The sequence below is a fragment of the Dickeya oryzae genome (assembly GCF_020406815.2).
GTDB classification, from domain to species: Bacteria; Pseudomonadota; Gammaproteobacteria; order Enterobacterales; family Enterobacteriaceae; genus Dickeya; species Dickeya oryzae.
The window spans coordinates 1,001,635-1,027,610 of the sequence record NZ_CP162670.1 but is presented as its reverse complement, the minus strand read 5'-3'; the positions used below and the strand labels follow the sequence as shown (position 1 = coordinate 1,027,610).

The following is a 25,976-nucleotide window of genomic DNA, read 5'->3' as shown; positions in this document are numbered from 1 at the left end:
GGAATAAAAACCGGAATAAAAAAAGGTGGCCAGGCCACCTTTTTTTATTCACTCAATCGGCGAACCGAACATCACTTAACCGTGATGCTGCCGCCACCATTCTGCCAGCAGGATCCCGGTAGCCACCGAGATATTCAGGCTTTCCACATTGCCGGTGCCATTAATCGACACTTTGACATCGCCCTGCTGCCAGGCACTGTCTGACAAGCCATCGCCTTCCTGACCCAGCACGATCACCGTCTTCGCGGGTAGCGAGACTTTCGATAAGGTTGTGCCCTTATGACTGGACGTCGTCACGATGGTGTAACCCGCAGCACGGAACTGCGCCAGCGCATCAACCAGACCCTCGGCACTGATTGCTTTCACGTGCTCAGCACCGCCTTCTGCAGTACGCACCGCAGCACCAGACTCCAACTGCGATGCATCATTGACCAGAACGCCTTTCACACCAAAGTGCGCGCAACTACGCATGATCCCGCCCAGATTATGTGGATTACCCACATCTTCCAGCGCCAGCACACAGTCAGTGTCCCCCGCCTCACGCAGGTAAGCCGTAACATCCAGACCACGGCGTTTCTTGATCAGAAAACACACGCCGCCGTGATGTTCCGTACCGGATGCACGAACAAGCTCTTCGTCTTCCACCACGTGATAAGCCTTGCGGTTAGCCGCCATCCAGCGCAATGCATCACGAAAGCGCGGTGTGACTTCCTGCAAAAACCAGCCACGCACAATGGCTTCCGGACGGCTTAAGAACAGAGCCTGACAGGCATTTTCTCCGTAAACCCGGGTTTCTTCCGCACGCTGACGGCGGATCTGCTCTGGGTCGACCTGGCTCTTGCCGCTAATTCCGCCGTGATCCGGCGTTTCTCCTGGCGCACGCGACACCGTTTTCCAGGGAGAATCAGCATATTCCGGCGATTCACTTCGCACCGGACGCTCACGTCCTGCTGACTCACCACGCCATTTTCCGCCACGCCCGGCGCTGTCTTTATTATCCCGATCGCGTCCGCTACGCGGCGCACCATCACGCCCTTTACGAGCACCACGGTTGCTGTCGCTACGATGGCTATCTCCGTCACCACGACGCTTATCCGATGTCCGTTTTGACTTGCTTTTCTCGTCGCCATCCTCGCTACGGACGTACATGACACGGACTTTGCCGCCCTTTCCACTCAATGTATCGCTCATGATCTTCTCCACCTACGCGCTGGGCGCGAAGATTACCCTATGTACACCGGGTTAGCCACCAGCCCGATCATAAAAGTCACTAACTATTGTAACTATTGGGTAAAACGCCTTGTTGGTGTTCCACAGGCTATCCATACTTATCCTGTTTTCGCATCACAGTTGTTGATCCTTTTGCACCAGATGGACGCATCTTCATCAACAATACACTTGATTACAGCCCTTTTTCTATCAGAGGCCCGTTTATGAATACGGTATGTGCATTCTGCAACGCCACGAATCGACTGCCAGAAGAACGTATTAATGAAAACCAGAGCGCCAAATGCGGTCGTTGCGGTCATCCCCTGTTTAATGGGGAGGTGATTAACGCCACGGAAAAGACGCTGGATAAATTACTACTGGACGATCTGCCGGTGGTGGTGGACTTCTGGGCCCCTTGGTGCGGCCCGTGCGTCAACTTTGCACCCGTATTTGAAAGCGTCGCCGACGAAAATGCCGACAAGATCCGCTTTGTGAAAGTGAACACTGAGGCAGAACCGGCTCTGAGTGCCCGTTTTTGTATCCGCAGTATCCCGACTATCATGCTCTTCAAGCAAGGGAAAATGGTCGATATGCTTAACGGCGCGATGCCTAAAGCCCCTTTTGAGAGCTGGCTCAACGAATCGCTCTAAGTACGCCGAGACCCGCATCATCACCAACAATCGGCCCCGTTCGCCACACGGGGCTTTAGGTCAGCAGCCCGGTCGTTTAGAATGACGCTTTTAACGGAAAATCATGACCGGTAACGCTGTTCTGCGTCTGCGCCAGCAACGCCTTGCTCTCTCCACGCGCCCATTTCGCGCCCGCGGTTGCCGCGTGACGCGCTGCCAGCGCTGTCTGCTGCCGGAAATTCACTGTCTGTGCGATACCCTCTCACCCAGCACCGCTCGCAGTCGTTTCTGTCTGGTCATGTTCGATACTGAACCGCTAAAACCCAGTAATACCGGTCGTCTGATTGCCGACATTCTGCCGCAAACAGATGCCTTTTTGTGGTCTCGTACCGAACCTGACCCGGCCTTGCTTGATGCGTTGCAAACCCCAGACTATCAACCCTGGCTGGTATTTCTGGCTGACGCCGACGAAGAAGGGCGTCAGGTTTGTCATCAGTTACCCGACAGTGGCAAACCGCCATTGTTTGTGATGCTCGACGGCACCTGGCCGGAAGCGCGCAAGATGTTCCGCAAAAGCCCGTACCTCGATTCATTACCGATCCTGTCGCTCAGTGTGGACGCGTTATCCTGTTATCAACTGCGGGAAGCCAGTAGCGCCGGACAGCACTGCACAGCGGAAATCGCCATCGCCTTGTTGCGTCAGGCTGGTGACCACGATGCCGCCAACGCGCTGGGCGCGCATTTTGATCGTTTTCGCCGCCACTATCTGGCAGGCAAAGCCCATCATGCGAAAAAGAAAATTTCATCTACTGTCACAGCAAAATCGGCAACTGACGTTTAAGATCAATCAGGTGTATTCCAACAGGAGTAACTGATGAGCCAGCGTGGATTAGAAGCACTGCTGCGACCGCGTTCAATCGCGGTGCTCGGGGCATCGGAAAAACCGGGACGGGCGGGTTTTCTGATGATGCGCAATCTGCTTGACGGCGGATTCAACGGGCCGGTGCTGCCGGTCACGCCTAAATACAAGGCAGTGTGTGGTGTTCTGGCGTACCGCGACGTCGCCAGCCTGCCAATGACGCCTGACCTTGCGGTTATCTGCACACGTGCTGATCGTAATCTATCGCTGCTGGAGGCGCTGGGACAACGAGGCTGTAAAACCGTCATCGTGCTTTCCGCTCCGCCATCGCAATTCACCGAGTTGAAAAGCTGTGCCGCCCGCTACGCGATGCGCCTGTTAGGCCCGAATAGCCTCGGGCTGTTAGCCCCCTGGCAGGGGCTTAACGCCAGCTTTTCACCAGTACCGATTTTAAAAGGCAAACTGGCGTTTATTTCCCAGTCGGCGGCGGTCTCCAATACCATCCTGGACTGGGCGCAACAACGCGGCATTGGCTTCTCTTACTTTATCGCGCTGGGTGACAGCCTGGATATTGACGTTGATGACCTGCTGGATTTTCTGGCGCGAGACGGTAAAACCAGCGCCATTTTGCTGCATCTGGAGCACATCAGCGACGCCCGACGTTTTCTTTCTGCCGCACGCAGTGCTTCCCGTAATAAACCGATTCTGGTTATCAAAAGTGGTCGCAGCCAACAGGCGCAGCAACTGCTGTATGACGGTCAGCATGGGCTGGATGCCGCCTATGACGCCGCTATCCAGCGTGCCGGGCTGCTACGGGTGCAAGACACCCACGAACTGTTTTCGGCAGTGGAAACCCTCAGTCACTTGCGCCCGTTGCGTGGTGAGCGCTTGCTGATTGTCAGCAATGGCGCCTCCCCTGCCGCCCAGGCGCTGGACCAGTTGATTGCACGCCAGGGTAAACTGGCAAAATTAAGTGAAGCAACGCAACAGGCGTTACGCGCCGTATTGCCTGACGATGTCACTATCGGTAATCCGCTCGATTTGCGCGATGACGCGACCCCGCAACGCTATCAGGCCACGCTGTCGGCACTACTCGATAGCGACGATTATGATGCGCTGCTGATCATTCACGCCCCCAGTGCCGCCGCTCCGGGGACGGAAAGCGCGGAAAGCCTGATTCAGTTGTTGCAGCAACACCCACGCGGCAAGCGTATTACATTGCTGACCAACTGGTGCGGCGAGTTCTCCTCGCAAGAAGCGCGTCGTCTGTTCAACGAGGCAGGTATCCCAACCTATCGAACGCCGGAAGGTTCGGTCACGGCATTCATGCATATCGTTGAATACCGCCGCAACCAGAAGCAGCTAAAAGAAACCCCAGCTCTGCCTTCCGACCTCACCGCCAATACCGCACAGGCACACCAGTTGATCAGCCAAGCGCTGCAGGAAGGTGCCACCCGGCTCGATACCCATGAAGTGCAGCCGATTCTGCAGGCCTACGGCCTGAATACGCTGCCGACCTGGATTGCCAGCGATAGCACTGAGGCGGTGTACATCGCGGAAAAAATTGGCTATCCCGTGGCACTTAAACTGCGCTCGCCAGATATTCCCCACAAGTCGGAAATTCAGGGCGTTATGCTGTATCTGCAAAATGCCCAAGAGGTACAACTGGCGGCAGAAGCGATGCTGGAACGGGTCAGGCATACCAACCCACAGGCACGCGTTCACGGTTTGTTGGTGCAGGGCATGGCCAACCGTACCGGTGCGCAGGAGCTACGCATCGCCGTCGAGCAGGATGCTATCTTCGGCCCGATCATTATGCTGGGAGAAGGCGGTACGGAATGGAACCGGGAAACACAGGCCGCGGTAGCCTTGCCGCCGCTCAACATGGCACTGGCGCGCTACCTGATCGTTCAGGCATTAAAAAGCGGTAAGATCCGTAGCCAAAATGCCCTCAAGCCATTAGATATTGCCGCCTTCAGCCGGTTACTGGTGCAGGTTTCCAACCTGATTCTGGATTGCCCAGAGATTGTGCGTCTGGATATTCACCCACTGCTGGCTTCCGGCGAGGAGTTTACGTTGCTGGATGTGACCTTACATTTGGCCCCCTTCAGCGGCGACCCACAATCACGCTTATCGATTCGTCCGTATCCGCAGGAACTGGAAGAGACCGTTTTGCTCAAGGATGGCTCATCCTGCCTGTTCCGCCCTATTCTGCCTGAAGACGAACCGCTGCTGGCTCATTTTATCGGCAAAGTGACGCGTGAAGATCTGTACTACCGCTATTTCAGTGAAATCAGTGAATTTACCCATGAAGATTTAGCCAATATGACCCAGATTGACTACGATCGTGAAATGGCGTTTATTGCTGTCCGGGCTGATATCACCGGTGAGCCGGAAATTATCGGGGTCACACGCGCGATTGCCGACCCTGACAACATCAGCGCAGAATTCGCGGTACTGGTGCGTTCTGATCTGAAAGGACTGGGGTTAGGCAGAAAGCTGCTGGAGAAATTGATCCACTACGCCAGCCTCCACGGACTCAATCGCCTTAGCGGGATTACGATGCCGAATAATCAGGGAATGGTCTCGCTGGCGAAGAAACTGGGCTTTAACGTTGACGTACAACTGGAAGACGGCATTGTCACACTGGAACTGCCGTTGGGTACGCCTGTGCAGCCATAACCCCGTGCGTAGATGTGGCTGAGATCTCGCTACCGGCAGTAAAACTTGCTCACACGCCTGCCAAGTAGTGGTATCATCGCCCGATTCGGCTATGCCTTAACATGTATTTCATGACCATGTGGTCATCCCACGATGAGAGAAGAATCGCACTGTGATGTTGTCAAAATTAAAGCGGACTAAATATCAACAACACCTTGCACAATTGCCTAAAATTCCTCAGTCTGCCGATGACGTCCAGACGCTTCACAGCCCAGCGCATTTCCGTACCACGCTGACAGAGCTGATTCTGCAGGCCAGGAAACGCATCTATCTGGTGGCCTTGTATCTGGAACACGATGATGGCGGCGAAGGTATTTTGTCCGCACTCTATCAAGCCAAACGTCAATGCCCGGAACTTGAGATCAATGTACTGGTCGACTGGCATCGTGCTCAACGCGGTCGTATCGGCGTCGCGGCAGATAGCACAAACGCCGACTGGTACTACGAGATGGCGCAGCGATTCGATGACGCCGCATTCCCGATTTATGGCATTCCGGTCAATACCCGTGAGGCATTGGGTGTCTTGCACCTGAAAGGGTTTATTATCGATGACACCGTACTCTATAGCGGTGCCAGTCTGAATGATGTCTATCTCCATCAGCATGAAAAGTACCGGTATGACCGCTATCAGTTAATTCATAACCCGGTGCTGGCTGATGTCATGGCGCGTTATGTACAAGACCTGCTGGTGTCATCTGCCGTACAACGGCTGGACACCTCTTCTCGTCCCAAAACCATCGACATTAAAAATGATATCCGTCAGTTCCGTCAGTCGCTGCGTTCAGCAACGTATCTGCTACCAGGTGTCGGCGACAACAACAATCGGTTGACGGTCACGCCGCTGGTTGGGCTGGGTAAACAGAGTCCACTGAATCAGACCATCCACCATTTGATGTACTGCACCGATCAGCATCTGGTGATGTGTACGCCGTATTTCAATCTACCCGCCTTGCTGGTGCGCAACATTATTCGCCTGCTACGTGACGGCAAAAAGATTGAGATTATTATTGGCGATAAAACGGCAAACGACTTTTTCATCCCGGAAGATCAACCATTTCGGATTATCGGTGCGCTACCTTACCTGTATGAAATCAACCTGCGTCGCTTCCTGAGCCGCCTGCAGAAATATATCGACAGCAACCAGTTAGTGGTTCGCCTGTGGAAGGATGGAGACAACAGTTTCCACCTTAAAGGCATGTGGGTAGATGATCATTGGCAATTACTGACGGGCAATAACCTCAATCCTCGTGCCTGGCGGTTGGATCTGGAAAACGCCATCCTGATTCATGACCCGGAACAGGTGTTGCAATCACAGCGTCAGCAGGAGCTGGAATGCATTCGCGCGCATACCCAGGTCATCACACACTATCAGCAGTTGCAGAGCATTGCACAATATCCGGTAAAAGTGCGCAAACTTATCCGTCGCTTGCGCCGAATCCGTATTGACCGCCTGATTAGTCGAATTCTGTAGCCCTTCGCGCCATTCCGGGGCGTTCACCACTCCGGAATGGCGCTGCATGTATCTGTTTAATTCACCCTCGTCTGACTGAGACTCACTAGAGGCAGGAAATATTGCTGCTGGAGCGTAGCCGCCACTGCAGTCGGCTACTGTCTATAGTAGATGCTGGCACATCATGAGAGCTTTTCGCCTTTCCCTTTATGGTGTAACCCCAGCGATACCAGAAACGCCAATGCTCCCATTAATGATACATACCAAAAGAAGGACTCCTCCGTCCCCAGCGACTTCAACGACAAAGCGACATACTCAGCAGAACCGCCAAACAGGGCATTCGCTACAGCGTAAGATAACCCGACACCCAGCGCCCTGACCTCCGGAGGAAACATTTCCGCCTTCAAAATACCACTGATAGAGGTATAAAAGCTCACTATCACCAACGCCAGCATAACCAGAGAGAAGGCGATAACCGGGTTGGTCACCCCCTGCAAAGTAGACAGAATCGGTACCGTCAACAATGCCGATAGCGACCCAAAAAACAGCATGGAACTACGGCGACCAATTTTGTCAGACAGAGCACCAAACAACGGTTGCAGTAACATGAAGACAAACAGTGCCAGAGTCATCAATCCGCTGGCCGACTTGGCATTCATTCCAGCGGTATTCACCAGATATTTCTGCATGTAAGTCGTGTAGGTATAAAAGCTCAGCGAACCGCCCGCAGTAAACCCCAGCACCATGATAAACGCCTTGCGGTTGTGCCACAGCCCACGCAGCGATCCGGCATCTTTACGTGCTCGGGTTTCGCTATTTGATGTTTCATTGAGTGAACGACGCAAAAACAGTGCCACCACCGCCAACGCCGCTCCCAGAGCAAAGGGGATACGCCATCCCCATGCGCGCAACTCCACATCAGAAAGCAGATGTTGCAGGATAACCACCACCAGTAACGCCAGCAATTGGCCACCAATCAGCGTGACATACTGGAAAGATGCATAAAATCCCTTACGCCCTTCCAGCGCCACTTCACTCATGTAAGTCGCGCTGGTCCCGTATTCGCCCCCCACGGATAGCCCTTGAAATAAACGCGCTATCAGCAGTAATAATGGTGCCCACACCCCAATCGTGGCATAACCGGGTAAGCAGGCAATCACCAACGATCCCAGACACATCATGCACACTGATATCAGCATCGATTTTTTGCGACCGTATTTATCAGCGATGTAGCCAAACAACCAACCGCCGATGGGGCGCATCAGAAATCCGGCAGCAAAGACACCGGCCGTTTGTAACAGTTGCGTAGTCGTATTACCGGTTGGAAAGAAGATATGGGCAAAATAAAGAGAGCAAAACGAATAGACGTAAAAATCAAACCACTCAACCAAATTACCCGAGGATGCGCCGACAATTGCCCAAATGCGTTGACGCGTGCTACTGACCATTATTCCATCCTGTGGCTTTATTGTATTCACCATGTATGATTCACCCTTTCTGTCTGTTATTTCATTATTCTTTTATATATAGCAGACACAATAAAACAGGCTTGAGGATTCAGGCAAAGACTAATCAGCTCATGTAATTATTTAAGCCGGAAACAGGAGTGATCGTTATATCCAATAGAAGTAAAACTAAATGGCTGAAGCAGGCTAAATACGTGACACATAGAGAGTAAACGAAAAGGATCCACAAAATACCGATCCATGGGTCTTGCTTTCGGGAACGAAAGTCGACAAACAACAGACGACAAATAACGAATAAAGCAGAAGGCCCGCTCTTTCGAACGGGCCTTTTGCTTTGTTTGATGCCTGGCAGTTCCCTACTCTCGCATGGGGAGACCCCACACTACCATCGGCGCTACGGCGTTTCACTTCTGAGTTCGGCATGGGGTCAGGTGGGACCACCGCGCTCTCGCCGCCAGACAAATTCTTTTATTCAGTTTGCCGAACATCACTTAAAACAACTGGTGCTGATACCCAGAGTCGAACTGGGGACCTCACCCTTACCAAGGGTGCGCTCTACCAACTGAGCCATATCAGCACACAAAATTTGATGCCTGGCAGTTCCCTACTCTCGCATGGGGAGACCCCACACTACCATCGGCGCTACGGCGTTTCACTTCTGAGTTCGGCATGGGGTCAGGTGGGACCACCGCGCTCTCGCCGCCAGGCAAATTCTTTTGACGTCTGTTCAACGTCCTGATTCTTCATGTCGCCGTGTATCGCTACACCACGCCATCCAATCCTCGAACAAGCTAAAATCTCGTCTCTGTCTCTCTCACCAAAACACCTTCGGTGTTGTAAGGTTAAGCCTCTCGGGTCATTAGTACTGGTTAGCTCAACGTATCGCTACGCTTACACACCCAGCCTATCAACGTCCTCGTCTCGAACGTCCCTTCAGGGGAATCTAGTTCCCAGGGAAGACTCATCTCGGGGCAAGTTTCCCGCTTAGATGCTTTCAGCGGTTATCTCTTCCGCACGTAGCTACCGGGCAGTGCCATTGGCATGACAACCCGAACACCAGCGGTGCGTTCACTCCGGTCCTCTCGTACTAGGAGCAACCCCCCTCAATCTTCCAACGCCCACGGCAGATAGGGACCGAACTGTCTCACGACGTTCTAAACCCAGCTCGCGTACCACTTTAAATGGCGAACAGCCATACCCTTGGGACCTACTTCAGCCCCAGGATGTGATGAGCCGACATCGAGGTGCCAAACACCGCCGTCGATATGAACTCTTGGGCGGTATCAGCCTGTTATCCCCGGAGTACCTTTTATCCGTTGAGCGATGGCCCTTCCATTCAGAACCACCGGATCACTAAGACCTGCTTTCGCACCTGCTCGAGCCGTCACTCTCGCAGTCAAGCTAGCTTATGCCTTTGCACTAACCTCCTGATGTCCGACCAGGATTAGCTAACCTTCGTGCTCCTCCGTTACTCTTTGGGAGGAGACCGCCCCAGTCAAACTACCCACCAGACACTGTCCCCAGCCCGGATTACGGGCCCAGGTTAGAACATCAAACATTAAAGGGTGGTATTTCAAGGTTGGCTCCATGCAGACTGGCGTCCACACTTCAAAGCCTCCCACCTATCCTACACATCAAGGCTCAAGGTTCAGTGTCAAGCTATAGTAAAGGTTCACGGGGTCTTTCCGTCTTGCCGCGGGTACACTGCATCTTCACAGCGAGTTCAATTTCACTGAGTCTCGGGTGGAGACAGCCTGGCCATCATTACGCCATTCGTGCAGGTCGGAACTTACCCGACAAGGAATTTCGCTACCTTAGGACCGTTATAGTTACGGCCGCCGTTTACCGGGGCTTCGATCAAGAGCTTCTCCTTACGGATAACCCCATCAATTAACCTTCCGGCACCGGGCAGGCGTCACACCGTATACGTCCACTTTCGTGTTTGCACAGTGCTGTGTTTTTATTAAACAGTTGCAGCCAGCTGGTATCTGCGACTCCCCTCAGCTCCATCCGCAAGGGACTTCACCAACAGGAGCGTGCCTTCTCCCGAAGTTACGGCACCATTTTGCCTAGTTCCTTCACCCGAGTTCTCTCAAGCGCCTGAGTATTCTCTACCTGACCACCTGTGTCGGTTTGGGGTACGATTCAATGTTACCTGATGCTTAGAGGCTTTTCCTGGAAGCCGGGCATCTGTCACTTCAGCACCGTAGTGCCTCGTCATCACGCCTCAGTGTTAACAGCAGACCGGATTTACCTGGTCCACCCACCTGCACGCTTAAACCGGGACAACCGTCGCCCGGATGACATAGCCTTCTCCGTCCCCCCTTCGCAGTAACACCAAGTACAGGAATATTAACCTGTTTCCCATCGACTACGCTTTTCAGCCTCGCCTTAGGGGTCGACTCACCCTGCCCCGATTAACGTTGGACAGGAACCCTTGGTCTTCCGGCGTGCGGGTTTTTCACCCGCATTATCGTTACTTATGTCAGCATTCGCACTTCTGATACCTCCAGCAGCCCTCACAGGCCACCTTCACAGGCTTACAGAACGCTCCCCTACCCAACAACACCTAAGTGTCGCTGCCGCAGCTTCGGTGCATGGTTTTAGCCCCGTTACATCTTCCGCGCAGGCCGACTCGACCAGTGAGCTATTACGCTTTCTTTAAATGATGGCTGCTTCTAAGCCAACATCCTGGCTGTCTGGGCCTTCCCACATCGTTTCCCACTTAACCATGACTTTGGGACCTTAGCTGGCGGTCTGGGTTGTTTCCCTCTTCACGACGGACGTTAGCACCCGCCGTGTGTCTCCCGTGATAACATTCTTCGGTATTCGCAGTTTGCATCGGGTTGGTAAGCCGGGATGGCCCCCTAGCCGAAACAGTGCTCTACCCCCGAAGATGAATTCACGAGGCGCTACCTAAATAGCTTTCGGGGAGAACCAGCTATCTCCCGGTTTGATTGGCCTTTCACCCCCAGCCACAAGTCATCCGCTAATTTTTCAACATTAGTCGGTTCGGTCCTCCAGTTAGTGTTACCCAACCTTCAACCTGCCCATGGCTAGATCACCGGGTTTCGGGTCTATACCCTGCAACTAGACGCCCAGTTAAGACTCGGTTTCCCTGCGGCTCCCCTATTCGGTTAACCTTGCTACAGAATATAAGTCGCTGACCCATTATACAAAAGGTACGCAGTCACACCCTAAAGGTGCTCCCACTGCTTGTACGTACACGGTTTCAGGTTCTATTTCACTCCCCTCGCCGGGGTTCTTTTCGCCTTTCCCTCACGGTACTGGTTCACTATCGGTCAGTCAGGAGTATTTAGCCTTGGAGGATGGTCCCCCCATGTTCAGACAGGATACCACGTGTCCCGCCCTACTCATCGAACTCACAACCTGTGCATCTTCGTGTACGGGACTGTCACCCTGTATCGTGCGCCTTTCCAGACGCTTCCACTGACACACAAGCCGATTCAGGTTCTGGGCTCCTCCCCGTTCGCTCGCCGCTACTGGGGGAATCTCGGTTGATTTCTTTTCCTCGGGGTACTGAGATGTTTCAGTTCCCCCGGTTCGCCTCATTAACCTATGGATTCAGTTAATGATAGTGTGACGAGTCACACTGGGTTTCCCCATTCGGGTATCGTCGGGTATAACGGTTCATATCACCTTGCCGACGCTTTTCGCAGATTAGCACGCCCTTCATCGCCTCTGACTGCCTAGGCATCCACCGTGTACGCTTAGTCGCTTAACCTCACAACCCGAAAGTGTCTCGGGATATGAGTATTTTGAGAGACTCGAACAACACATGAATTCTCACTCACATGCTGTCGTTTCAATTTTTCAGCTTGTTCCGGATTGTTAAAGAGCAGAATACTTCGCAGCATACTGTTGCCAGTACACTCTGAAGTCATTCGTAAATGGTGGAGCTATGCGGGATCGAACCGCAGACCTCCTGCGTGCAAAGCAGGCGCTCTCCCAGCTGAGCTATAGCCCCATAGATGCATCAACCTTTTCAACCCGCTTAGCCACAGAAACACTCCATACCCTGTCGTGCTCCGTGCAAAAGCACATCGCCAACGCAGTTCGTGAACGTTTCAAGGACAAGTAGAGTTGGTAGGCCTGAGTGGACTTGAACCACCGACCTCACCCTTATCAGGGGTGCGCTCTAACCACCTGAGCTACAAGCCTATAAGGTTTTACTGCTCATCTTCTTCATCAGACAATCTGTGTGGACACCACGCAGGCACTTCTACTCGGTAAGGAGGTGATCCAACCGCAGGTTCCCCTACGGTTACCTTGTTACGACTTCACCCCAGTCATGAATCACAAAGTGGTAAGCGCCCTCCCGAAGGTTAAGCTACCTACTTCTTTTGCAACCCACTCCCATGGTGTGACGGGCGGTGTGTACAAGGCCCGGGAACGTATTCACCGTAGCATTCTGATCTACGATTACTAGCGATTCCGACTTCATGGAGTCGAGTTGCAGACTCCAATCCGGACTACGACGTACTTTATGAGGTCCGCTTGCTCTCGCGAGGTCGCTTCTCTTTGTATACGCCATTGTAGCACGTGTGTAGCCCTACTCGTAAGGGCCATGATGACTTGACGTCATCCCCACCTTCCTCCGGTTTATCACCGGCAGTCTCCCTTGAGTTCCCACCCGAAGTGCTGGCAACAAAGGATAAGGGTTGCGCTCGTTGCGGGACTTAACCCAACATTTCACAACACGAGCTGACGACAGCCATGCAGCACCTGTCTCAGCGCTCCCGAAGGCACCCTCGTATCTCTACAAGGTTCGCTGGATGTCAAGAGTAGGTAAGGTTCTTCGCGTTGCATCGAATTAAACCACATGCTCCACCGCTTGTGCGGGCCCCCGTCAATTCATTTGAGTTTTAACCTTGCGGCCGTACTCCCCAGGCGGTCGATTTAACGCGTTAGCTCCGGAAGCCACGGTTCAAGACCACAACCTCCAAATCGACATCGTTTACAGCGTGGACTACCAGGGTATCTAATCCTGTTTGCTCCCCACGCTTTCGCACCTGAGCGTCAGTCTTCGTCCAGGGGGCCGCCTTCGCCACCGGTATTCCTCCAGATCTCTACGCATTTCACCGCTACACCTGGAATTCTACCCCCCTCTACGAGACTCTAGCCTGTCAGTTTTGAATGCAGTTCCCAGGTTAAGCCCGGGGATTTCACATCCAACTTAACAGACCGCCTGCGTGCGCTTTACGCCCAGTCATTCCGATTAACGCTTGCACCCTCCGTATTACCGCGGCTGCTGGCACGGAGTTAGCCGGTGCTTCTTCTGCGGGTAACGTCAATGAACAGACGTATTAAGTCTGCTCCCTTCCTCCCCGCTGAAAGTGCTTTACAACCCGAAGGCCTTCTTCACACACGCGGCATGGCTGCATCAGGCTTGCGCCCATTGTGCAATATTCCCCACTGCTGCCTCCCGTAGGAGTCTGGACCGTGTCTCAGTTCCAGTGTGGCTGGTCATCCTCTCAGACCAGCTAGGGATCGTCGCCTAGGTGAGCCTTTACCTCACCTACTAGCTAATCCCATCTGGGCACATCCGATGGCAAGAGGCCCTAAGGTCCCCCTCTTTGGTCTTGCGACGTTATGCGGTATTAGCTACCGTTTCCAGTAGTTATCCCCCTCCATCAGGCAGTTTCCCAGACATTACTCACCCGTCCGCCGCTCGTCACCCAAGGAGCAAGCTCCTTTGTGCTACCGCCCGACTTGCATGTGTTAGGCCTGCCGCCAGCGTTCAATCTGAGCCATGATCAAACTCTTCAATTTAAAGTTTGATGTGTTTTCCGAAGAAAACGGTGCTCAAAGAATTTACTGTTTATTCGTAATGAATTAACTGTTGTCACTCTTCAAGACTTTCACTAATTTTTTAGTGAAGTGTCCTGCGAGTGCCCACACAGATTGTCTGATTGATTGTTAAAGAGCAGTGCGACCGGCCTGAGCCTGCTGTCGCGAGGTGGCGTATACTACGCTTTCCTCATGAAGTGTCAACGATTATTTTCGTTTCCACTTCCTGACACCGCGCTGCGTTGCCGCTGTTGCCGTGTCAGTGGAAGCGCATTATAGGGATCCGAACGGGTTACACAACCACTTTTTCAATCTTTTTTTCCGTTCGCGCATTTTTCCACCCTTACGGCTATTTTCCATGCTGTTTTATCGTTTTAGGCAGGTCTGCCAGACTATTAATTACCCAATTAGCCAATTTTTCGCCCTCTTCAGTGAGCGGCTTACCCGTTTTCACCAGGACTTTGGTTCCCACTCCTGCCGCCTGTGCCGCCTGCATATCTTCCATTTTGTCACCCACCATATAGGAAGCAGCCATATCAATATGCAGATGACGCTGCGCGGAGAGGAACATGCCAGGCTGAGGCTTACGACAATCACATTGTTGGCGGTACTCTCCTTCACCGGCATCAGGGTGATGCGGACAATAATAGATACCATCCAAGTCAACACCGCGATCGGCCAGTGACCAGTCCATCCATTCGGTAAGCTGCATGAACTGGTCTTCAGTAAACTTGCCTCTGGCAATCCCCGACTGATTGGTCACCAACACCAAGGCAAACCCCATTTTTTTGAGTTCATGCAAGGCCTCGATGACCCCATCGATAAATTGAAACTGATCGATTTCATGGACATAACCATGATCAACATTAATAGTACCGTCACGGTCGAGAAAAATTGCTGGAACGCTATTTGCCACTTACCTTTGCTCCTGATGGCGTAAATTGCGCGTAGTATCGCATGTTTTCATTATCAGAGAGAGTACCTCCCCAATAGGATCTCGATTGACTTGGACGTCTAGACGCCTTAACATCCCTTCCACATTGGGCCGGATTATCATGATTTCTAATCCAGCTATCGGCATCTTTGATAAAACTTATGATTGAACTAATTAATATTACAAAGATTTTTCAGCAAAAGGGGCGCGCCGTCACTGCACTTGACGACGTCACATTACGCGTACCCGCTGGCCAGATTTATGGCGTAATCGGCGCATCGGGTGCGGGTAAAAGCACACTGATTCGTTGCGTGAATCTGTTGGAAAGACCGACTCAAGGGAAAGTGCTGATCGACGGGAAAGATTTGATGAGCCTGTCGGAAAGCCAACTGACACGCACCCGCCGTCAAATCGGCATGATTTTCCAGCACTTCAATTTGCTGTCCTCACGTACCGTATTTGGCAACGTGGCGTTACCGTTAGAACTGGACAACTCTCCCTCATCCGATATCAAGCAACGGGTACATCAACTTCTGGATTTGGTCGGCCTGTCGGACAAACATGATGCTTATCCGGCTAACCTGTCTGGCGGTCAAAAGCAGCGTGTAGCCATCGCCCGTGCGTTGGCAAGTAATCCCAAAGTACTGCTGTGTGATGAAGCCACCAGCGCACTGGACCCTGCCACTACCCGCTCTATTCTTGAATTGCTAAAAGACATTAATCGTCGGCTGGGTCTGACCATTCTGCTAATTACGCATGAAATGGATGTCGTTAAACGTATTTGTGATCAGGTGGCGGTGATCAGTGACGGCAAACTGATTGAGCAGGACACGGTCAGCGAGGTGTTCTCACACCCGAAAACGCCGCTGGCACAGAAATTTATTCAGTCTACCCTTCATCTGGATATTCCGGATGATTACCAGCAACGACTGTCACTAACACCTCGCCAGGGAAGCGTACCGCTGCTGAGAATGGAATTTACTGGTCAGTCGGTTGATGCGCCGTTGCTGTCCGAAGTGGCTCGCACGTTCAACGTCAACAACAACATTATCAGTGCGCAGATGGATTACGCCGGTGGCGTTAAATTCGGCATCATGCTGGCAGAAATGCACGGACAAGATACTGATACTCAGGCAGCTATCGCATTTCTGCAGCAACACCATGTAAATATTGAGGTATTGGGTTATGTCTGAAGCCATGATCTGGTTGCTTGCCCGCGGTGTATGGGAAACCGTGGTAATGACATTTGTGTCCGGTTTCTTCGGCTTTGTACTGGGTTTGCCTATCGGTGTGCTGCTGTATATCACCCGGCCGGGGCAAATTATCGCCAATCCCAAGCTCTACAGCAGTATTTCCGCGCTGGTAAACATCTTCCGCTCAATTCCCTTCATTATTTTATTGGTGTGGATGATCCCATTTACCCGAATCATTGTCGGAACCGCGATTGGCTTACAGGCGGCTATCGTGCCGTTGACGGTAGGTGCCGCACCGTTTATCGCCCGCATGGTGGAAAATGCCTTGCTGGAAATCCCAACCGGGTTGATTGAAGCGGCACGTGCTATGGGCGCAACGCCGATGCAGATTATCCGTAAAATTTTGCTCCCTGAAGCGCTCCCTGGGTTGATCAACGCGGCGACGATTACCCTGATTACCTTGGTAGGCTACTCAGCGATGGGCGGCGCAGTCGGCGCGGGGGGGCTGGGGCAAATTGGCTATCAGTATGGCTATGTCGGTTATAACGCCACCGTGATGAATACCGTACTGGTTCTACTGGTGGTGCTGGTTTATCTCATTCAGTTTTTTGGTGAAAGAACAGTTCGCGCGGTTACTCATAAATAATTGAGTTTTAGCATCGCGTTTATCTTCTTCAGTGCAGGTTAAAAACATTACATAGGGGTAAAAAATGGCAATTAAATTGAAATCTATCGCCGCAGTGGGTGCGTTGATTGGTGCACTGGCGCTGGCCGGATGCGGTCAGGAGCAGAAGAACCCGAACCACATTAAAGTGGGCGTTATCGTCGGTGCAGAGCAGCAGGTAGCGGAAGTGGCACAGAAAGTCGCCAAAGAAAAATACGGCCTGGACGTTGAGCTGGTGACCTTTAATGATTACGTGCTGCCGAACGAAGCGCTGAGCAAAGGCGATATCGACCTGAACGCCTTCCAGCACAAACCGTACCTCGACCAGCAAATTAAAGACCGCGGTTACAAGCTGGTTTCCGTCGGCAACACCTTTGTGTACCCGATCGCAGGTTATTCCAAAAAAATTAAATCGCTGAGTGAACTGCAAAATGGCGCTCAGATAGCACTGCCTAACGACCCGACAAATCTGGGTCGTTCGTTGTTGCTGCTGCAGAAAGTCGGTTTAATCAAACTCAAAGATAATGTAGGTTTGTTACCGACCGCGCTGGATGTGGTTGAAAACCCGAAAAACCTGAAACTGGTTGAGCTGGAAGCGCCGCAATTGCCGCGTTCTTTGGATGACGACCAGATTGCGCTGGCTATCATCAACACCACCTATGCCAGCCAAATCAATCTGACCCCAGCTAAAGATGGCCTGTTTGTAGAAGACAAAAACTCACCATACGTTAACCTGCTGGTTGCTCGTGAAGACAACAAAGACGCAGAAAACGTGAAAAAATTTGTCAAAGCCTATCAGTCTGAGGAAGTGAATCAGGCGGCGTTGAAAGTCTTTAATGGTGGTGCAGTGAAAGGCTGGTAAGTTAATACTTACTTTCTTGCATAAAAGAGATGAAAGACGGGCGCCAGCCCGTCTTGTTATTTTCTGTATAGCTTGCTTCAATAACCGCACTTTATCCAAGCCAGAGGAAAATTTATGCGTGCTGTACCTGTTCTGTTGTTGGCACTTTCGCTAACAGGGTGTTCCCTGCTGCACAAACCCGCTGCGCCTACGCCACAACCTCAGCCCCCTGCGGCAGTAGAACCGCCGCCGAAGCCGAAGCCGGTCGTACATACTGCACCTGCCGTGCTGTATAAAAGTGCCGAAGAATTGGTAGGTAAACCATTCCGTGATATGGGCGAAGTATCGGGTTCGTCCTGCCAGTCAAGTGCGCAAGATACGCCTCCTAGCATTCCCTCTGCCCGCAGAAAGATGCAAAACCGCGCTACCGCCATGAAAGCTAACGCGGTATTGCTGCATGACTGCCAGATAATCAGCAATGTCGCAGGATGCTACCGTCAGGCCGTTTGCCAAGGCACCGCATTGAAAGTTTCCGCGCAATGAAAGTTTCCGCGCAATGAACCAATTTTGCTTTAATCAGATCGGCGTTATCCGCTCTCCTTACAAAGAAAAATTCGCCGTACCCCGGCAACCCGGTCTGATTAAGGATGGCGGTGGGGAGTTACATCTCCTGTCGCCTTATGATCAACCCGAGGCCGTTCGCGGGCTCGAAGATTTCAGTCATCTGTGGCTACTGTTTATTTTCCACCAGACAGCCTCCGCTGGCTGGCGCCCGACGGTCAGGCCCCCACGTCTGGGCGGCAATGCCCGTATGGGCGTATTCGCTACCCGTTCAACCTTTCGTCCTAACCCAATCGGCATGTCACTGGTTGAGCTAAAAGCCATTCGCACAGGTCGGGATGGCGTCATACTGGAGCTGGGCAGTCTGGATCTGGTTGATGGCACGCCCATTGTCGATATCAAACCGTATTTGCCCTTCGCCGAAAGCCAGCCTCAGGCGCGTGCCGGTTTTGCACAATTGGCACCCGACGCCGATATGCCCGTTCGCTTTTCCGCCCAGGCGGAACAGCAACTGATTACGCGACAACACGCTCATCCCAATTTGCGGCGTTTCATTACCCAGGTGCTGGCACAAGACCCTCGCCCGGCGTATCGCAAAGGGGAAGATGACACCAAAGTGTATGCCGCTCAGTTGTTGGAATTTAATGTCAAATGGCAGGTTGTTGACGGCCAAACGGAAGTTATCAGCCTTGATGCCAGTTAAAAAACGCGGCGGCGACTTTTGGGGAACCGCCTGCACTGGTAAACTAAACCACTTTTTCTGCCTGAACCACACTGTGGTTAATGCTATTTATTTGTTCTGACGGAACTCAAACATCATGCGTACAAGTCAATACATGCTCTCCACGCTGAAGGAGACGCCTGCCGATGCCGAAGTCATCAGCCATCAGTTAATGCTGCGTGCCGGGATGATTCGTAAACTGGCATCCGGCCTTTACACCTGGTTGCCGACCGGTTTGCGGGTGCTGAAAAAAGTCGAAAACATCGTGCGTGAAGAAATGAATAACGCCGGTGCCATCGAGATTTCAATGCCAGTGGTTCAACCCGCCGACTTGTGGCAGGAAAGTGGCCGTTGGGAGCAGTATGGCCCAGAACTGTTGCGCTTCGTTGACCGCGGCGACCGCCCGTTTGTACTCGGCCCAACGCATGAAGAAGTGATTACGGATTTGATCCGTAACGAAATCAGCTCCTACAAGCAGTTGCCGCTGAACTTCTACCAGATCCAGACCAAATTCCGTGATGAAGTCCGTCCGCGTTTTGGCGTCATGCGTGCACGTGAATTCCTGATGAAGGATGCGTATTCGTTCCATACCACCCAGGAATCCTTGCAGGTTACTTACGACGCCATGTATGCCGCCTACAGCAAGATTTTCAGTCGCATGGACCTCGATTTCCGCCCGGTACAGGCTGACACCGGTTCTATCGGCGGCAATGCATCCCATGAATTCCAGGTGCTGGCCAGCAGCGGTGAAGACGATATCGTCTTCTCTACAGAATCGGATTACGCCGCCAATATTGAACTGGCAGAAGCCGTTGCACCGGAACATGGTCTGGACGCGCCGACTCAACCGATGACGCTGGTAGATACGCCGAACGCTAAAACCATCGCCGAGCTGGTCGAACAGTTTACTCTGCCAATAGAGAAAACCGTTAAGACCCTGCTGGTGAAAGCGACGGAAGAAAGCGGCCATAAACTGGTTGCCCTGCTGGTTCGTGGCGATCACGAACTGAACGAAGTCAAAGCAGAAAAACTGGAACTGGTTGCCAGCCCGCTGACATTTGCTACCGAAGATGAAATCCGTGCGATTGTAAAAGCAGGCCCAGGTTCTCTGGGGCCAGTCAATATGCCGGTACCGGTTGTCGTTGACCGGACTGTCGCCGTCATGAGCGACTTCAGTGCGGGTGCCAACATTGATGGTAAGCATTACTTCGGTATCAACTGGGAACGCGATGTCGCGCTGCCGCAGGTTGCTGATATCCGCAATGTAGTCGAAGGTGATCGCAGCCCGGACGGTAAAGGCACGCTGCTTATCAAGCGTGGTATCGAAGTAGGCCACATCTTCCAGTTGGGTAAAAAATATTCCGAAGCGTTGAAAGCCACGGTACAAGGTGAAGACGGTCGTAACCAGACGCTGACCATGGGATGCTACGGCATTGGTGTTACTCGTGTGATCGCCGCCGCCATTGAACAGAACCACGACGATCGCGGTATTATCTGGCCTGACGCTATCGCGCCGTTCCAGGTCGCTATTCTGCCGATGAACATGCATAAATCCTTCCGTGTGCAGGAAGTGGCCGAAGGCATCTATCAGCAGTTACGTGCAAACGGTATTGATGTGCTGCTGGATGACCGTAAAGAGCGTCCTGGTGTTATGTTTGCCGATATGGAATTGATCGGGATTCCGCATACTATCGTGATTGGTGATCGTAACCTCGACAATGATGAGATCGAATATAAGCACCGTCGTAAAGGCGAGAAAGAGATGATCAAAGCTGGCGATATCGTTGAGTTTTTGTTGTCTCAGTGTGCCCGATAAGGCAAGTCATCTCTCAGACATCAAACCTCTGTCGGACATAAAAAATGGTGGGGAAACCCACCATTTTTTGTGCCATGTTAATTATTGTGGAAGTTATTCGCGGAACAACTCTTCGATGTCCAGGCCCTGCACCTGCAGGATTTCACGCAGACGGCGCAACCCTTCTACCTGAATCTGACGAACCCGTTCACGTGTCAGACCGATTTCACGACCGACATCCTCCAGTGTAGCAGCTTCGTATCCCAGCAGACCGAAACGACGAGCCAGTACCTCACGCTGTTTTGCGTTCAGTTCAAACAACCACTTAACGATATTCTGCTTCATATCGTTATCCTGAGTGGTATCTTCCGGACCGTTATCTTTCTCATCGGCCAGAATATCCAGCAGCGCTTTTTCCGAATCCCCGCCCAATGGGGTATCAACCGACGTGATGCGCTCATTGAGGCGCAGCATGCGGTTTACGTCGTCCACAGGCTTATCCAGGCGTTCAGCAATCTCTTCTGCACTCGGCTCATGATCCAACTTGTGGGAAAGCTCACGAGCAGTACGCAGATAAACGTTGAGTTCTTTGACGATATGGATAGGTAAACGGATAGTTCGGGTTTGATTCATGATGGCCCGTTCAATCGTTTGACGGATCCACCAGGTGGCGTAAGTTGAAAAACGGAACCCGCGTTCAGGGTCAAATTTCTCAACAGCGCGGATAAGACCGAGGTTTCCTTCTTCAATCAGGTCCAGCAATGCCAGGCCCCGATTGTTGTAGCGGCGGGCGATTTTCACCACCAGCCGCAGGTTACTCTCGATCATACGGCGGCGAGAAGAAACATCGCCGCGTAATGCCCGACGGGCAAAGTAAACTTCTTCCTCAGCCGTCAGAAGAGGTGAGTAGCCGATTTCTCCCAGATAGAGCTGAGTTGCGTCCAGCACGCGCTGTGCAGTTCCTTGCGAGAGCAATTCCTCATCGAGTAGATCGCTATCGCTGGTTTCTTCCTCCGCAAGCGCTTTGTCGTCAAAAACATCGACTCCGTTCTCATCAAATTCAGCATCTTCATGCAACTCGTTAACTTTCAGCGTATTTTGGCTCATAAGTGGCTCCTACCCGTGATCCCATGGCAGGATACCAACATACCCTGCCCGATTTATCGCTGCGGAAGAAAACGCAGCGGGTTTACGGATTTCCCCTTGTAACGAATTTCAAAGTGCAAGCGTACTGAACTGGTTCCGGTGCTACCCATGGTAGCAATTTGTTGACCCGCCTTTACCTCTTGTTGTTCCCGGACCAGCATGGTTTCGTTATGGGCATAGGCGCTCAGGTAGTCATCATTATGTTTGATGATTATCAGATTACCGTAACCGCGTAACGCGTTACCCGCATACACTACGCGCCCTGAAGCGGTAGCGACAACGGATTGCCCACGTGAGCCGGCGATATCAATCCCTTTATTTCCCCCCTCTGAGGCTGAGAAATTATCTATGACTTTCCCATCTGTAGGCCAACGCCAACTGGCAATTGCCGTGTTTGTTTGCGTCGGTTCGGTAGCAGGCAACGTAGCTGCAGCCCCTGCCGCAGGCAGCATCTTACCGCCCGCATTCTGTTTACCCGAACCCTCAGAATACGCATTAGTTGGTTGAGAATCAACCTGTGCAGTTTGCATTTGTGTTGACGATGGCGAGGCCGCAGCAGCGTTCGCTGGCAGCATATGACCGCTGCTGTTGGCGGTATTATTTCCCGACAACATACGACTACCGCCAGAAGCTTTAGCCGCATTCTCTGGCAACATATGGCCGCTGTCAGACGGGCTGCTGGCGACAGGTGCTGGGGTCGTTGTCATGGTAGGTAAACCAGCAACCGCCATACCCTGAGAACCGCCAGAAGCATTCATGTTACTGCCAAGACTCAGCGTCTGGCCGACATTCAGACTATAAGGTTCCTGAATATTGTTGCGCTGGGCCAGCTCGCGGTAATCATTACCGGTGATCCAGGCAATATAAAACAGGGTATCCCCACGTTTGACGGTGTAGTTATTGCCGGTATAGCTGCCTTTCGGAATACTGTTATAGCTACGGTTATAGACAATCTTCCCTTCCCGCGTGGTGACGGATGCCGACGATGCCTCGCCAGAAGAAGGACGGCTGATACTCGCGGAAGGAAGAGGCTGCGAATTATTGCTCATGCTGCTGCCGACGCTCGAAATACGCGGCGGTGGTGAATAGGTGGTCGTGTTGCCCGAACGGCTTCCTGCGTCGTTACCTCCTACGCTGCTGATCGGGGCCGCCTGATTATTGTCATTTGCACAACCAGCCAATCCCAGAGTAATAATCGAACACACAGCGATCTGACGCCAGCTAACAATTTGGCTTCCCATGCGCCAAACTCCCCCTATAACCAAAAATGACGAAATCTGCCCGGCCCCGGCGTTTACTCCTGTCCGGGGTACCCTGATGAAAGGTAGTGAGCATGCCAAGCAACGCAAACCGCAGCCACCATTCATCGTCTTCGTCGATACAAACAGGCAATAACCACACAGTGCTGCCTGACAGTCATACCGTACCAACAGGGCTAAGACACGGACAACGACGGCACACAGCCTATCAATATCAATCCGTTATCACCATAAGACAGTTGTATTGAAATTTTAAATACGGATGTTTTACCGATGAATACTGTTTACCAATAGATACTGTTTACCAATAGATATTATTTACCAGTCAGTACTGGTTTGCCGATCAAGACGATCTCATTGAAGATGATGACCGCGGGTGCCACGGTATCAAGCCAGTTCCCCTTTGACCAGCGGAACAAACCGAACTGTTTCCACCGTCTGGACGATAAATTCACCATGACGGTGCACAACCACCTGCAACGTTTGCTGTTGCTCCCCTACCGGCAACACCATAATGCCGCCTTCATCGAGTTGTTCCATCAACGCCGAGGGAATTTCTGGCGGTGCCGCCGTGACAATAATGGCATCGAATGGCCCTTTAGAAGCCCAGCCTTGCCAGCCATCACTATGGCGGGTGGAAATATTATGCAAATCCAGTTGCTTCAGACGCCTTTTCGCCTGCCACTGCAGGCCTTTAATACGCTCAACTGAGAATACATGTTGCACCAGGTGTGCCAGGATAGCCGTTTGATAACCGGAACCCGTGCCAATTTCCAGCACACGAGATACCGGCGTCAGCCGTAACAACTCCGTCATTCTGGCGACGGTGTATGGCTGAGAAATGGTTTGTCCGGAGCCTATCGGCAGGGCGACATTATCATAGGCTTTATGCTCGAACGCCTCGTCAACAAAGCGCTCACGGGGAACCGAAGCCATCGCCTGCAACAGGCGTTCATCCTGAATTCCCTGCTGGCAAAGCTGTTCCAGCAGCGTCTGCACGCGTTTGTTCACCATTCCCAGCCCGCTCCAGCGTTAGCCCACCTCATCAACTCGCTCCGTCTCCCGATAGCAAAGAAACCGACTGCCCGTCCCGGCATAGCACAGGCATCTGCGACCGAAAAATCCACCGCGGATCAGACCGATTACCTATTTTCCTGTTGTTCCTGTTGTTCCTGTTGCACAGGAAGCAGCAGTTCCCGCACCACGCTGGTGGCAAAGCACCCCGCAGACAACCAAAAGTGTAACTCCAGCGTGGCATCATCTTGCCACGACCAGCGCATCTCTTGCGGATACAACATGATAGCGCGACGAGCACTCTCCACCCGTTCACGCGTCAACAATGATAGGAGCTGAGTATGCTCCTGCAAACATTGCTGCTCAAACGACAGCGCCAGCGCTTGAACGCCAGGGTCGCCTTGTCCCGGTAAGGCCGCAGTAATTTGTACGTCGCCAACATTCACTCGTGACTGCGCGTCGTCCAACTCTTCCGGCTTCACCACAAACCAGCTACCGCGACCGGTCAGTTGCAGCGCATCACCCACCAAGACTTGTGTTGGGCCATACGTCGCCAACCGCACGCTGGCAATCTGATTAAATAATTCACTGCGAACCGCCGACAGGTAGAAGCTACGCTTGCTGCGATCCTTGACCCGAATCTCGTCATTCGCCCAACGGCGAGCCTGCTCAAGATTATTGCCATCGCGGCCAAACCGCTGACTGCCGAAATAATTAGGGACACCCCCAGCGGCGATCTGTTGCAAACGGGTCTCAACCTCGGCACGGTCGCTAATTTCACGCAGCACTAATCGGAACGCATTGCCACGCAGCGCGCCAATACGTAGTTTACGGCGATGGCGATGTGCTTCAAGAATTTCACACCCATCGAGCGCAAATGCGGACCACTCTGGGTCCTCTTTGCCCGGCAAATGAAGACAGAACCACTGTTCGGTTACCGCATGACGATCTTTTAGTCCCGCATAGCTGACAGAACGCGCCGGGATACCTGCAAATCTGGCCAGCGCTTCCGCCACAAAAATGGTATTACACTCTCGTTTACGAAGGCGTACCAGCACATGTTCGCCATCACCATCTGCGCTAAACCCCAAATCCTCGGCAACGAAGAAATCATCTGGCGACGCCTTGAGTGCCCCTGTTGCGACAGGTTCACCATGCAGCCAAAACAGTGATTCACGAACCATCACCATGCCACGACTCCCGCCGCATCGCTTCTGACCAGTAATACGACCGCTTCACAGGCAATCCCTTCGCCACGCCCGGTAAAACCCAGTTGCTCCGTGGTGGTAGCCTTCACATTGACGTCATCCATATGCGATTGCAGATCTTCGGCAATATTGACACGCATTTGCGGGATGTGCGGCGCCATTTTCGGGGCCTGTGCAATGATAGTGACATCCAGGTTACCCAACTCGTAACCTTTATCAGTAATACGACGCCAGGCCTCACGCAATAATTCACGGCTGTCGATACCGCGATACGCTGGGTCGGTATCGGGAAACAATTTGCCGATATCCCCCATTGCCGCCGCGCCCAGCAATGCGTCGGTAACGGCATGCAACACAACATCACCATCGGAATGCGCCAGTAAACCGCGCTCATAGGGAATACGCACCCCACCGATCACCAACGGACCTTCCCCGCCAAATTTATGCACATCAAAACCGTGACCGATACGCATTACTCAGGCTCCTTTATTATCG

The 25,976-nt window shown here is 52.5% G+C and carries 18 protein-coding genes, 3 tRNA genes and 4 rRNA genes; 10 read left to right on the top strand and 15 right to left on the bottom strand.

Annotated elements, in window-relative coordinates:
• Positions 1-75: 75 nt before the first annotated feature.
• Entirely contained in the window at positions 76-1,191 is a 1,116-nt protein-coding gene (locus tag LF929_RS04325; protein WP_038905432.1) for a tRNA/rRNA methyltransferase, read from the bottom strand.
• A gap of 242 nt (positions 1,192-1,433) precedes the next feature.
• Here LF929_RS04325 and trxC point away from each other — a divergent pair, with 242 nt between their 5' ends.
• The 4 genes from trxC (at position 1,434) to pssA (ending at position 6,889) form a co-directional block, all read left to right on the top strand.
• Positions 1,434-1,859 (top strand): thioredoxin TrxC, encoded by a 426-nt coding sequence (gene trxC, locus LF929_RS04320; protein ID WP_226093609.1) that lies wholly within the window; start codon positions 1,434-1,436, stop codon positions 1,857-1,859.
• 103 nt (positions 1,860-1,962) lie between these two features.
• The gene (locus LF929_RS04315; protein WP_038905434.1) at positions 1,963-2,679 is read left to right on the top strand and encodes a tRNA-uridine aminocarboxypropyltransferase; all 717 of its coding nucleotides are present in this window, start codon (positions 1,963-1,965) and stop codon (positions 2,677-2,679) included.
• 33 nt (positions 2,680-2,712) lie between these two features.
• Positions 2,713-5,379, top strand: a complete 2,667-nt coding sequence (locus LF929_RS04310; protein WP_038905436.1) for a bifunctional acetate--CoA ligase family protein/GNAT family N-acetyltransferase — start codon at positions 2,713-2,715, stop codon at positions 5,377-5,379.
• 154 nt (positions 5,380-5,533) lie between these two features.
• On the top strand, positions 5,534-6,889 hold the full coding sequence (gene pssA / locus LF929_RS04305; RefSeq protein WP_210175500.1) for a CDP-diacylglycerol--serine O-phosphatidyltransferase: 1,356 nt from the start codon (positions 5,534-5,536) through the stop codon (positions 6,887-6,889).
• 161 nt (positions 6,890-7,050) lie between these two features.
• Here the strand turns inward: pssA and LF929_RS04300 are convergent, their stop codons facing one another.
• From LF929_RS04300 to gmhB, 9 genes are all read right to left on the bottom strand, one after another.
• The gene (locus LF929_RS04300) at positions 7,051-8,349 is read right to left on the bottom strand and encodes an MFS transporter (protein ID WP_038905440.1); all 1,299 of its coding nucleotides are present in this window, start codon (positions 8,347-8,349) and stop codon (positions 7,051-7,053) included.
• Between the two features lie 328 nt (positions 8,350-8,677).
• Positions 8,678-8,793: ribosomal RNA gene (gene rrf / locus LF929_RS04295) — 5S ribosomal RNA — on the bottom strand.
• Positions 8,794-8,835: 42 nt separating this feature from the next.
• Positions 8,836-8,911 (bottom strand) — tRNA-Thr (locus LF929_RS04290).
• Positions 8,912-8,925: 14 nt separating this feature from the next.
• A 5S ribosomal RNA gene (gene rrf / locus LF929_RS04285) occupies positions 8,926-9,041 on the bottom strand.
• A 131-nt stretch (positions 9,042-9,172) separates the two neighbouring features.
• Positions 9,173-12,079: ribosomal RNA gene (locus tag LF929_RS04280) — 23S ribosomal RNA — on the bottom strand.
• A gap of 167 nt (positions 12,080-12,246) precedes the next feature.
• A tRNA-Ala gene (locus LF929_RS04275) sits at positions 12,247-12,322 on the bottom strand.
• 117 nt (positions 12,323-12,439) lie between these two features.
• Positions 12,440-12,516: transfer RNA gene (locus LF929_RS04270), tRNA-Ile, on the bottom strand.
• A gap of 69 nt (positions 12,517-12,585) precedes the next feature.
• A 16S ribosomal RNA gene (locus tag LF929_RS04265) occupies positions 12,586-14,127 on the bottom strand.
• The 16S, 23S and 5S rRNA genes sit together here with 3 tRNA genes alongside, the layout of an rRNA operon.
• A gap of 367 nt (positions 14,128-14,494) precedes the next feature.
• Positions 14,495-15,061, bottom strand: a complete 567-nt coding sequence (gmhB, locus tag LF929_RS04260; RefSeq protein WP_038908875.1) for a D-glycero-beta-D-manno-heptose 1,7-bisphosphate 7-phosphatase — start codon at positions 15,059-15,061, stop codon at positions 14,495-14,497.
• Between the two features lie 179 nt (positions 15,062-15,240).
• On the opposite strand from gmhB, the gene metN reads away from it, so the two are divergent.
• The 6 genes from metN (at position 15,241) to proS (ending at position 20,875) form a co-directional block, all read left to right on the top strand.
• Positions 15,241-16,272 (top strand): methionine ABC transporter ATP-binding protein MetN, encoded by a 1,032-nt coding sequence (metN, locus tag LF929_RS04255; RefSeq protein ID WP_038908876.1) that lies wholly within the window; start codon positions 15,241-15,243, stop codon positions 16,270-16,272.
• The gene (locus LF929_RS04250) at positions 16,265-16,918 is read left to right on the top strand and encodes a methionine ABC transporter permease MetI (RefSeq protein ID WP_012885934.1); all 654 of its coding nucleotides are present in this window, start codon (positions 16,265-16,267) and stop codon (positions 16,916-16,918) included. The genes metN and LF929_RS04250 overlap by 8 nt, the downstream gene beginning before the upstream one ends.
• A gap of 64 nt (positions 16,919-16,982) precedes the next feature.
• Positions 16,983-17,798, top strand: a complete 816-nt coding sequence (locus LF929_RS04245; RefSeq protein ID WP_038905445.1) for a MetQ/NlpA family lipoprotein — start codon at positions 16,983-16,985, stop codon at positions 17,796-17,798.
• Between the two features lie 114 nt (positions 17,799-17,912).
• On the top strand, positions 17,913-18,320 hold the full coding sequence (rcsF, locus tag LF929_RS04240) for an Rcs stress response system protein RcsF (protein ID WP_012885936.1): 408 nt from the start codon (positions 17,913-17,915) through the stop codon (positions 18,318-18,320).
• A 13-nt stretch (positions 18,321-18,333) separates the two neighbouring features.
• Positions 18,334-19,041: a tRNA (N6-threonylcarbamoyladenosine(37)-N6)-methyltransferase TrmO gene (tsaA, locus tag LF929_RS04235; protein ID WP_038905446.1), complete on the top strand. Its 708-nt coding sequence runs from the start codon at positions 18,334-18,336 to the stop codon at positions 19,039-19,041.
• 115 nt (positions 19,042-19,156) lie between these two features.
• Positions 19,157-20,875: a proline--tRNA ligase gene (gene proS, locus LF929_RS04230; protein ID WP_210176169.1), complete on the top strand. Its 1,719-nt coding sequence runs from the start codon at positions 19,157-19,159 to the stop codon at positions 20,873-20,875.
• Positions 20,876-20,968: 93 nt separating this feature from the next.
• On the opposite strand, the gene rpoS is transcribed toward proS, so the two are convergent.
• From rpoS to ispF, 5 genes are all read right to left on the bottom strand, one after another.
• Positions 20,969-21,961, bottom strand: a complete 993-nt coding sequence (rpoS, locus tag LF929_RS04225) for an RNA polymerase sigma factor RpoS (protein ID WP_012885939.1) — start codon at positions 21,959-21,961, stop codon at positions 20,969-20,971.
• Positions 21,962-22,014: 53 nt separating this feature from the next.
• Positions 22,015-23,241 carry a murein hydrolase activator NlpD gene (nlpD, locus tag LF929_RS04220; RefSeq protein ID WP_226092471.1) on the bottom strand — a complete coding sequence of 409 codons (1,227 nt, stop codon included), beginning with the start codon at positions 23,239-23,241 and terminating at the stop codon, positions 22,015-22,017.
• A 405-nt stretch (positions 23,242-23,646) separates the two neighbouring features.
• On the bottom strand, positions 23,647-24,273 hold the full coding sequence (locus tag LF929_RS04215; protein ID WP_226092472.1) for a protein-L-isoaspartate(D-aspartate) O-methyltransferase: 627 nt from the start codon (positions 24,271-24,273) through the stop codon (positions 23,647-23,649).
• Between the two features lie 128 nt (positions 24,274-24,401).
• Entirely contained in the window at positions 24,402-25,463 is a 1,062-nt protein-coding gene (gene truD / locus LF929_RS04210; RefSeq protein ID WP_226092473.1) for a tRNA pseudouridine(13) synthase TruD, read from the bottom strand.
• A complete protein-coding gene (gene ispF / locus LF929_RS04205; RefSeq protein WP_012885943.1) occupies positions 25,457-25,954 on the bottom strand; it encodes a 2-C-methyl-D-erythritol 2,4-cyclodiphosphate synthase in 498 nt (165 codons plus the stop codon). Before ispF ends, truD begins: the two co-directional genes overlap by 7 nt.
• Positions 25,955-25,976: the final 22 nt, after the last annotated feature.

Coding starts and splice junctions, on each gene's coding strand:
- tsaA (WP_038905446.1), top strand. CDS start 18,334: ATGAACCAATTTTGCTTTAATCAGATCGGCGTTATCCGCTCTCCTTAC.
- LF929_RS04325 (WP_038905432.1), bottom strand. CDS start 1,191: ATGAGCGATACATTGAGTGGAAAGGGCGGCAAAGTCCGTGTCATGTAC.
- trxC (WP_226093609.1), top strand. CDS start 1,434: ATGAATACGGTATGTGCATTCTGCAACGCCACGAATCGACTGCCAGAA.
- LF929_RS04250 (WP_012885934.1), top strand. CDS start 16,265: ATGTCTGAAGCCATGATCTGGTTGCTTGCCCGCGGTGTATGGGAAACC.
- rcsF (WP_012885936.1), top strand. CDS start 17,913: ATGCGTGCTGTACCTGTTCTGTTGTTGGCACTTTCGCTAACAGGGTGT.
- LF929_RS04300 (WP_038905440.1), bottom strand. CDS start 8,349: ATGGTGAATACAATAAAGCCACAGGATGGAATAATGGTCAGTAGCACG.
- proS (WP_210176169.1), top strand. CDS start 19,157: ATGCGTACAAGTCAATACATGCTCTCCACGCTGAAGGAGACGCCTGCC.
- truD (WP_226092473.1), bottom strand. CDS start 25,463: ATGGTGATGGTTCGTGAATCACTGTTTTGGCTGCATGGTGAACCTGTC.
- nlpD (WP_226092471.1), bottom strand. CDS start 23,241: ATGGGAAGCCAAATTGTTAGCTGGCGTCAGATCGCTGTGTGTTCGATT.
- LF929_RS04310 (WP_038905436.1), top strand. CDS start 2,713: ATGAGCCAGCGTGGATTAGAAGCACTGCTGCGACCGCGTTCAATCGCG.
- LF929_RS04315 (WP_038905434.1), top strand. CDS start 1,963: ATGACCGGTAACGCTGTTCTGCGTCTGCGCCAGCAACGCCTTGCTCTC.
- LF929_RS04245 (WP_038905445.1), top strand. CDS start 16,983: ATGGCAATTAAATTGAAATCTATCGCCGCAGTGGGTGCGTTGATTGGT.
- rpoS (WP_012885939.1), bottom strand. CDS start 21,961: ATGAGCCAAAATACGCTGAAAGTTAACGAGTTGCATGAAGATGCTGAA.
- pssA (WP_210175500.1), top strand. CDS start 5,534: ATGTTGTCAAAATTAAAGCGGACTAAATATCAACAACACCTTGCACAA.
- metN (WP_038908876.1), top strand. CDS start 15,241: ATGATTGAACTAATTAATATTACAAAGATTTTTCAGCAAAAGGGGCGC.
- LF929_RS04215 (WP_226092472.1), bottom strand. CDS start 24,273: ATGGTGAACAAACGCGTGCAGACGCTGCTGGAACAGCTTTGCCAGCAG.
- ispF (WP_012885943.1), bottom strand. CDS start 25,954: ATGCGTATCGGTCACGGTTTTGATGTGCATAAATTTGGCGGGGAAGGT.